Consider the following 8,634-nt stretch of genomic DNA (forward strand, 5'->3'; position numbering starts at 1 on the left):
TAAGCAGATAATTATGAAAAAAATAATAATATCATCAATAATTATGTGCTTTGTTATAGCTGTTAAATCTCAAGTGGCAAGTATTGGATCCTTTTATGTTTCAGAGAATACATTGGTAAGTGTTTATGAAGATGTACTTATAAAAGATTATGGGGCAATTACAAACGATGGAGATTTGTATTTATTTAAAAACTTTACTAATAAAGGGAAATTCAAATTTTCTAATAATAAAGTAACAGGTTACACAAGTTTTGTCGGTAATGATAATCAAACTATTTCAGGTAAAGGAACTTCTAGCTTTATGTTTGTAGAATTCGATAACACATCAACTGATTTGGCTTTTAATTTAGATAAAGAAATAGAAATAAATGGAACTACATTTTTTGAAAATGGAATTATAGAAGTAAGTGAAAAAGGTATAGTTACTTATTTAAATGGAGCAACGAACATAGGAGTAAGTAATAAGAGCTATGTAAATAATAAAGCACAAAAAATAGGAAACGAAAGTTTTACTTTTCCTATAGGAGATTATCAATCAAAAACTTTTGTGCCAAGAACGGTAACTATTTCTGCTCCTTTAAGTTTAAGTACAATTTTTTTTGTGGCATTTAATTGGGAAAAGGCAAATATTGATTTCGATAAAAAAGAAGAAGATATTGGTTTAATAGATATGAATGAGTTTTGGGATATTCAAAACAAATCTAATGATGAGTTGGTAAACTTAACTTTAACATGGAATATTGTAACAACTCCTGAAGATGTTTACTCAGACCCAAGTAAACTAATGATAGTACGGTGGAATGGAGAAAAGTGGATTAAAGAAAGAGAAAATATAAAGATAGATGCTTCTAACAAAAGTATAACCGCTAAAGTTTCAGGTTATGGTGTTTTTACATTAGCAAATGATAAAAAAAGAGGGACTATTGATTCAGTTATAGACTTTTCTACCTCTAATTCTTTTTCTCCTAATAATGATGGTGTTAATGATGAATTTGTAATACCAGATTTGGCAGAGAAGTATCCTAAATTTAAAATGAAAATATATAATAGGTATGGAAGTGTAGTATATAGCTACAGTAATAATAATGAGTTAAATCCAGTTTGGTGGAATGGAAAGTCACAAGGTAAACTAGCATTAACTGGAGATACAGAAGTAATGCCAGCTGCAACTTATTGGTATGTAGTAGATTTTAATGACGAAAAAACAAAACCATATCAAGGTTGGTTATATTTAAATAAGTAGCTATATGAGAAAGACGGTACATAAATTATTACTAGTTTTTTTGGTATGTATGAGTAGTGAAAATTTTGCACAGCAAGATCCTCAATACACTCAATATGTTTATAATATGGCAGTTATTAATCCTGCCTATGCAGGTAGTAAAGAAGGAATAAGTTTAGGATTACTAGCACGATCACAATGGGTAGGTGTTAGTGGAGCTCCAAAAACATTTAGCGGATTTATACATAGTTCTGTAAGTAGAAAAGTAGGCTTGGGCTTATCTTTAATTCATGATAAGATAGGGCCTGTAAGTGAAACACATGCTTATGCAGATTTTTCCTTTACAATTAATACATCAGAAAAAGCTAAACTAGCTTTTGGATTAAAAGCAGGAGCAACTTTTCAACAAATAGGACTGTTAACATTAAACCAAGTAGAATCGAACGATACTAAGTTTAATCAGAACAGTAATAAAACACATCCTAATTTTGGAATGGGAGTATTTTATTACCAAGAAAAATTTTATTTGGGAATTTCTATACCTAACTTACTAGAAACATTGCATTTTGAAAGATCTAATGGAAAAATAACCAAAGCATCCGAAAAGATGCACAGTTTTTTAACAGCAGGATATGTGATAGATTTAAAGAATAATTTTCAGTTAAAACCATCAACATTAGTTAAGTATGTAGACTCAGCACCTTTATCATTAGACTTATCATTAAATTTATTGTGGAATAATAAAGTGGAATTCGGAGTATCTCATAGGTTAGATGATTCATGGAGTGGAATAGTTAATTTTAAAATAAAGAAAAATCTACAAATAGGTTATGCGTATGATCATACTATATCTAACTTAGGAGAATTTAGTTCAGGGTCGCACGAGTTTTTACTATTATTCGATTTTAAATTAAGAGAAGATACTTATAAAAAACCAAGATTTTTTTAAATTTAAGAAGACTTTTTATCTTAAGCTTAATTTTAGAAAGCTATAAAAACTGTTTTTGAACAGTTTTTATAGCTTTTAGTTTTAAGCCCATAAACCACAGCACTCATCATTAATAGGCATCAGACAAGTAGTAGCTTCTTTAGGGGCGGGAATGCATAAATCTTTTACAGGATCATCACCGCCTCCATTGATAAATTGTTGTTCATTTTTGTTTAAGATAGAACCTAAGTTCAAAATGTTTTTAATCATATTTCCAGTTTTTAGAATCTAAAAATAAAAAGTTAATAGAAGGAAACTATGTAAAAAACCATAAAATAAGTAAGGTATTCTCATACTTTATATAATAAAATGAGTTTTTAAATTATTATAAGATTTTTTTTGTTTTAATTCTTTTTATTTCAGTGTGTTATGTTTTTTGTATGGATAGGTAAAAAACACTTGTATCAAAATTATAGTCATTAATACTTTGTATTATTACGCTCATAGTTTTTTTAAATGAAAAAGAGAAATAAGAGTTTAACTTCGTTACCACTAACTAATTAAACTTTTAAATTATGGCAACTACTGCAACACAAAACCCAGTAATTAACCAACAAGGTTCAGCAGCTATAGATTCAGGTCAATATGCAACCTGGAATACAGCAAATGGTTCTACTTCTACTTTAACTGTTTCTAATCCAAGCAGAGCTAACACCTTATCATTAGGGATTACAGGAGCTCCTGATAATGGGATTATTGTTCAAGTAAATGGTGAAAGTAAGTCAACACTGAATAACTTTTATGAGATCCCACCTAATACGCCTTCTTATGTTATTAAGGCACAAGGTAATTTTGGAGGAAAGATTGTTACTATTACTAACAATACGAACGCTCAGAATGATGCAACTGCAGAAATTCAGGCGCAAACTACACAAGGTTAATAAAAAAAAAGGATTGTATATTTTATATACAATCCTTGTTTTTTTTGTATTTACGAGTAACACAGCATTTTCTCAAAGCATTACAAAATCCAAACTGGATACAATTGTGCTTTTAAAAAATGAATATGCTGTATTAGATACCAATAATGGGTCTCAATGTATTTGTTATATTAATAATATAAGTAAGGCTCAGCAAGCAACTGTTGTTAACACAGGAGATACTAATAATGTAAAATTTAATGATAGTACTTCGTTTAATGGTATCCATATTTTAAAGATTAGAGAACAGCTTATAGCTGTCGCTGATTTTAAAGGGAGTCAACTGATTGTATCCAATTTATCACCTTACGATGTAATAGTAATTGTATCTATTTTATGTCCTAAGGATGATTAGTTTATAGTGTATCACGATGCTTTTTTGGGGGTGTTTTCCATTCCTTAGTTTTGATACTCATACTTTATTGCACTACCAAGTTATTTTACACACATATTATTCTAATGCTATGGGTTCAACTCTACAAGATACTGAGGGTACTTTATTTAGTAATGTGGATTCTGGAGATCCGTTATTGTATATTAACATAACTCCAGAGTTAAATGAGTGGTCGGCTGTAGTGCTACCAGAAGATTCAACTTATAAAGAATCTACACTTACTTTATCAAAAGCGAAAACACTTTCGGTTTATTTTCTTTTTGCGGAAAATGCTCCTGATAATAATAATATTATCAGTTACATAGATGAAGTTAAGGAGTATTTACAAAAGTATAGAGAAAACTTTTCAAATAATATTACTACTGCTTGGTTGTTAGATGTAAATTCAAAACCAACTAATGAAAATGTTGTTGCAATTAATTATTATGTGAATTCTCAGAATGTAATTAAGGTTAGCCAAACTTTTAATTACACCATGGGAAATGGTTTTGCAACATTATCGATTAGAAATAATACAGAAGTATCTTTCATTCCAGAAGGTGCAGCTACACAAATAAAATTAAGTTACGATTTAAACAGTCCCAATATATCTTTTAACAGTAAAGAATTTGGAAGTGATACGTTGCTTAATAAAGACATAGCTATAGCATTTACTCAATATAATTGTGGTGCATTTAGTTTTCCACTAGGATTTAATTTAGAAAGTGATTTTAAGGCCTTTTATTCAGAAACTTGTTATTACCATACAGAACCAACAGACAAGAGTATTGAAAAATATAGTTATCCTATTTTTAAACCTCAATCTGATGCAGAGTATGCAATGACTCAAGCGGCTATTGATCCTTTAGATATAGGAAATAAAAAAGGGTTAAATACCTATTTTGCGTTTACAGGAAGTATTTTTAATAGTAGTTCAGGAAAATCGACATCTTGCTATTTACCTAGCTTTTTTTCAATAAATACGGGGCACTCTATTACTTTATGGCCAAAAGTCAATTTAATTGAAAACACGAATCCGTCTAACAATTTAACTCCATTACCTAATAGTTCCTTATTACTTATTTCTCCTAGAGATATTAATGAAACAGAACGGTTTTACTTACAACCTGAAGGTGATTTTTTTCTAGACCCAGAATCAGATCAAGTAGATGAAAATGGACAATTTGATTTTCTACCAGGGTTGTCAGGAACAGAAACGATCTCCTTTACACCTTATTCCATTAAAGATGGAACTCCTGTTGGAGATGTATTACGTTTTAAAAGTAAACAACCAGCTTACGCTCCAAATTTTCCTGCACAAGAACTTTCACTGGTAAATCCAGGAACCAATAATCCAACTTTAGAGAATAAATATTTAACAGGATGGTGTAATATTATATCTGATGTAGCTGAGAATATACAATATGTTTCTCAGCCTGAAGGCGCTTCTTTATTTGCTAAAGATCATGGAGTAAGTCAGATTATTACAGGTAAATCTAATTTATTAGGTTTTTATGAACCTAGTGTAGATATGCCTCAACAAAATTTTTATGTTCCTATTGTTCCATACTTGGCAGTAGAAGCAGATTCTCAAAAACCAGGAAACGATAATTTAACTAGTTTTGAATCTGAAGTACTTAGTAAAGAACGAAAAACACTTATTGCAGCACAATTAACTACACAAAGGGCATCAAAAAGTGTAAGCAAAAGAAAAAGACTTTTGAGTAACGTAGATGGTAGTTATACAAGTTCTACAACTCCGCAAGGATTAATAGCAAATGTAAATAATAATGGAGCTTGGAGTTTACTCAACTTAGGACAAAATGATATTCATCAGGGGGCTACACCTGAATATTTGTATCCTGAAAACCAGACACCAACTGACCCAGCCCAGTACCAGATGAGCTTTGTAAATCTATCCACTACATTACAGAGTGCTTTTTTAACCAATCAGCAGTTTTTAGTAGCAACTCAAAACAATCATTTGGGAGCATTATTTTCTAAAAGTGGAGAACAAGGGGGGCAGACTACAGCAGAGGCTATATTTAATAACAAAATGTCAATTGAAGATTGGCCGTTTGATATTAATGTAGGAACAACAAATACTTATGCTGATTATAATAATGTAGTTATTTTTAAATTTTGCAAAGGAACTTTATTAGATAGAGTTAAAGATCCAAAAACTTGGACTCAACCCAATACTTTCAATACAGAAGGAGTTGAAGATCCAGCCAATGCTTATCAACAGTTAATAGCTATTTCATCATGGATACAGAGTTATATAGAAGATGCTGAAAAAGCTTATCAATATGGTTTAGAACACCCAGAAAGTAATCAGGCAATTCTGTATGAAAAGTTCCATAATATTATAAACAATAAAGATTGGAACGGAATATTGGTACTCAAAGCCGATATTGATTTACAAGAGTTTCCTCAACAATTAAAAGGATTGATCTCTGGTATTGACTTGACTAGATTTAATGCGCATCATTTTGGAATAGAAGTCAATAAAGTAAATGCTGATGGTGAAATTCAAATGCAAAAAAAGAGTTCTCTTTTTGGACTCATTAATTATCTAGACACAGCTTATCAGCAACAAGTATTACAAGGATTAAATATAAACAAACCTGTTCCTCCTTTAGCGGGAGCTACTTACGATTTTAAAGTGCTTCAATTACAGGTTCTTTTTGAAAATACAGCGATAAAATTTTTCCAAAGTAAGGTGCAATTAACGATGAACAATTTATTTTCTGATACCGTTATAGGTACCAATAATAAATACGGTTCTAAAACTCTAAATACGGTAGTGCTTGATGGAACTTATCAAGATCATGATGGTACACCAGTATATGTGTTTAAAAATACGGATGATAACTTATTTTATTTTGATAGCAACCTTCTTAAAAATGTAGAAATTACCAAAATTCAGTTTAATACATTAACAACCGATCCAAAAGCAACTTATATAGAGTCTAGTTTTGCCATGTGGGGGTATTTAAACTATGCAGTAATGCAAACAACCATACCTGTAACAAATGAAACTGAAGAAAAAACAATTGTTATGGATGCTTTTTCTTTTGGTAATGGTGATGGTAAAGATACAGACATCATAGACGGTTTAAGTTATAGCAACTTATATATTGATATGGCTTTTGATATCAGTACACCAACAGTGGTAGACTACGTTTTTGATGCTTCAAAAATAGTATTTAACTCAGATCTTAGTACAACTAGGCAGCTAAGTTTATATCCTAATTTTGCACTACAAATAAATAACCTTGTTAGTGGAGATAAGGATACCAAACCTTCTAGTTTAGGATATCTTAATTTAAGCTTACCAGGAATCAATACTACTGGGCTTTCAGAAAATTGGTATGGATTAGAACTGACTTTAAATATGGGAACTCCCGGTGAATTAGCGGCATCATTAGATTTTAATGCTAGTTTACTGATTGCATGGAGCCCAGGGAATAAAGCTACTGATACTTCCTATAAGGCATTTGTGGGAATAAAACTCCCAGGAACGAGTGGCAATGCTAAACTTCTTAGTTTACAAGGAGTCTTAAAATTATCTATTGATACTTTAAAATTAGAATATGTAGAAGCTCAACAATCATATTTAATGACATTGAGTAAAATAGCATTGAAGTTTTTAGGAATTCTCAAACTACCACCAGGAGGAAGTACCAATTTTTTACTTTTTGGAAACCCAACCCCAGGAGCTACTGCTAAAAGTTTAGGATGGTATGCAGCATATAACAAAACAAAACCTTAAGCTATGACAAGAAGAGTACTCTATTGGAATATACAGCAGTTTGGTATTAATAAAATTAATCAAATAGGCAGAAAAAGAGACCATAATGGTAATCGTTTGCGAACCCCAGAATCAGGATACAGACGAGATGTAATTAGAACAACATTAACCCAAAATACTCCTGATATCTTTGTTGTGGTAGAAACGAGTACAGGAGGTGGAGCTCCTGGAACTTTGATAAGTGCAGGAGGGTCTACAGGATCTCGTTATCTTTTGGGGCTTATACGTAATTGGCTAGGAGCTAATTGGATGTTAGTACCTCCTGTTAGGTTAGGTTTGAATGGAGTTACCGAAGGGATATCTGTATATTATAACAGTGCAAATCTTGAATTTACTGGTCCTTGGGGATGGCAAGGAGGTGGTAATGCTTCTGATTCTGTTGCGAATATAGGTGCTATGAACCTTGTAAACTATGCACATCCTTGGAATACTACTCTTCCTTTAGGCAACGTAAATGCAAATTCTAATATTAATGCTAATCGACCTTTTAGACAACTCGCAGGACAATGGCAGTTTAGAGGTCCAGGAGTAGGAATGGCTCCAGGACAAGTATTAGGGTTTCCTAATAACTTTAATAGAACTCCTTATCTCACTACTTTTTGGGATAATGCGAATAATCGAACTATAAAACTGATGTCTTTTCATGCTTCACCCAAAAAGAATCAGGCAGCTAATGGTACAAATCAATTATCTAATATTCAAGAAATGACTGCAAATCTTGCTGCTAATGAGGTAGGTGTTATTGTAGGGGATTTTAATGTAGATGTGTTCAATACACATTTTGAACCTATAGCATATAATAATCTAACGGGAGCTGCTGGATATACTCGTGCCATAAACCCAACAGCTAATCAATGGCCTGATAAAGGGTATGTATGTACTATGTTAAAATCTCACAAAAATGCGAGACCATGGGATACCAATGGGTACTCTGGGTACGAATATGTAATTAAAGATTCTTTTTCTAGTGTAGATAATATACTAACTAGATATGGCGTAAACGCAGGAGGGCCTGCAGCTAATATAACCATTGCTAATAGGGTTACAGGAGCCCCTTATAACTTAGATCCTAATCCGCCTATGGGAGTTCCAGCAGGTCATTACACTTATAGGACAGGAATGGCTCAAATACCTATTGGTATGGCTAATGCAGGATCTCCAGTAGCGTTGCCATTACCTCCCAATGGACCTAATGGTGTAGGAGGATATGTTCCAGGAAATATAGGGGCTTTAAGTAGGTTTAAAGGATGGGATAACTTCCGGAGAATACGAAGTACCAGTGATCATATGGCATTAATTATTGATATATAACAGCAC

General features: G+C 32.0%; 7 protein-coding genes. 6 read left to right on the forward strand and 1 reads right to left on the reverse strand.

Going from position 1 to position 8,634, the window contains the following annotated elements; genetic code table 11:
• Positions 1-13: 13 nt before the first annotated feature.
• Both MK851_RS12580 and MK851_RS12585 read left to right on the forward strand, forming a co-directional pair.
• A complete protein-coding gene (locus MK851_RS12580; RefSeq protein ID WP_320244252.1) occupies positions 14-1,243 on the forward strand; it encodes a gliding motility-associated C-terminal domain-containing protein in 1,230 nt (409 codons plus the stop codon).
• 4 nt (positions 1,244-1,247) lie between these two features.
• Positions 1,248-2,171, forward strand: a complete 924-nt coding sequence (locus MK851_RS12585) for a type IX secretion system membrane protein PorP/SprF (RefSeq protein WP_320244253.1) — start codon at positions 1,248-1,250, stop codon at positions 2,169-2,171.
• Between the two features lie 81 nt (positions 2,172-2,252).
• Here MK851_RS12585 and MK851_RS12590 read toward each other — a convergent pair whose 3' ends face one another.
• Positions 2,253-2,420: a hypothetical protein gene (locus MK851_RS12590; RefSeq protein WP_159432127.1), complete on the reverse strand. Its 168-nt coding sequence runs from the start codon at positions 2,418-2,420 to the stop codon at positions 2,253-2,255.
• 305 nt (positions 2,421-2,725) lie between these two features.
• On the opposite strand from MK851_RS12590, the gene MK851_RS12595 reads away from it, so the two are divergent.
• From MK851_RS12595 to MK851_RS12610, 4 genes are all read left to right on the forward strand, one after another.
• Positions 2,726-3,091, forward strand: coding sequence for a hypothetical protein (locus MK851_RS12595; protein ID WP_320244254.1), 366 nt, complete (start codon positions 2,726-2,728; stop codon positions 3,089-3,091).
• 106 nt (positions 3,092-3,197) lie between these two features.
• Positions 3,198-3,485 carry a hypothetical protein gene (locus tag MK851_RS12600; RefSeq protein ID WP_305733622.1) on the forward strand — a complete coding sequence of 96 codons (288 nt, stop codon included), beginning with the start codon at positions 3,198-3,200 and terminating at the stop codon, positions 3,483-3,485.
• Positions 3,486-3,594: 109 nt separating this feature from the next.
• The gene (locus MK851_RS12605) at positions 3,595-7,278 is read left to right on the forward strand and encodes a hypothetical protein (protein ID WP_320244255.1); all 3,684 of its coding nucleotides are present in this window, start codon (positions 3,595-3,597) and stop codon (positions 7,276-7,278) included.
• A 3-nt stretch (positions 7,279-7,281) separates the two neighbouring features.
• Complete coding sequence (locus MK851_RS12610) at positions 7,282-8,628, forward strand: hypothetical protein (RefSeq protein WP_320244256.1); 1,347 nt, start codon at positions 7,282-7,284, stop codon at positions 8,626-8,628.
• Positions 8,629-8,634: the final 6 nt, after the last annotated feature.

The organism is Tenacibaculum sp. 1B UA, from assembly GCF_033978845.1.
In the GTDB taxonomy this organism is placed as follows: domain Bacteria; phylum Bacteroidota; class Bacteroidia; order Flavobacteriales; family Flavobacteriaceae; genus Polaribacter.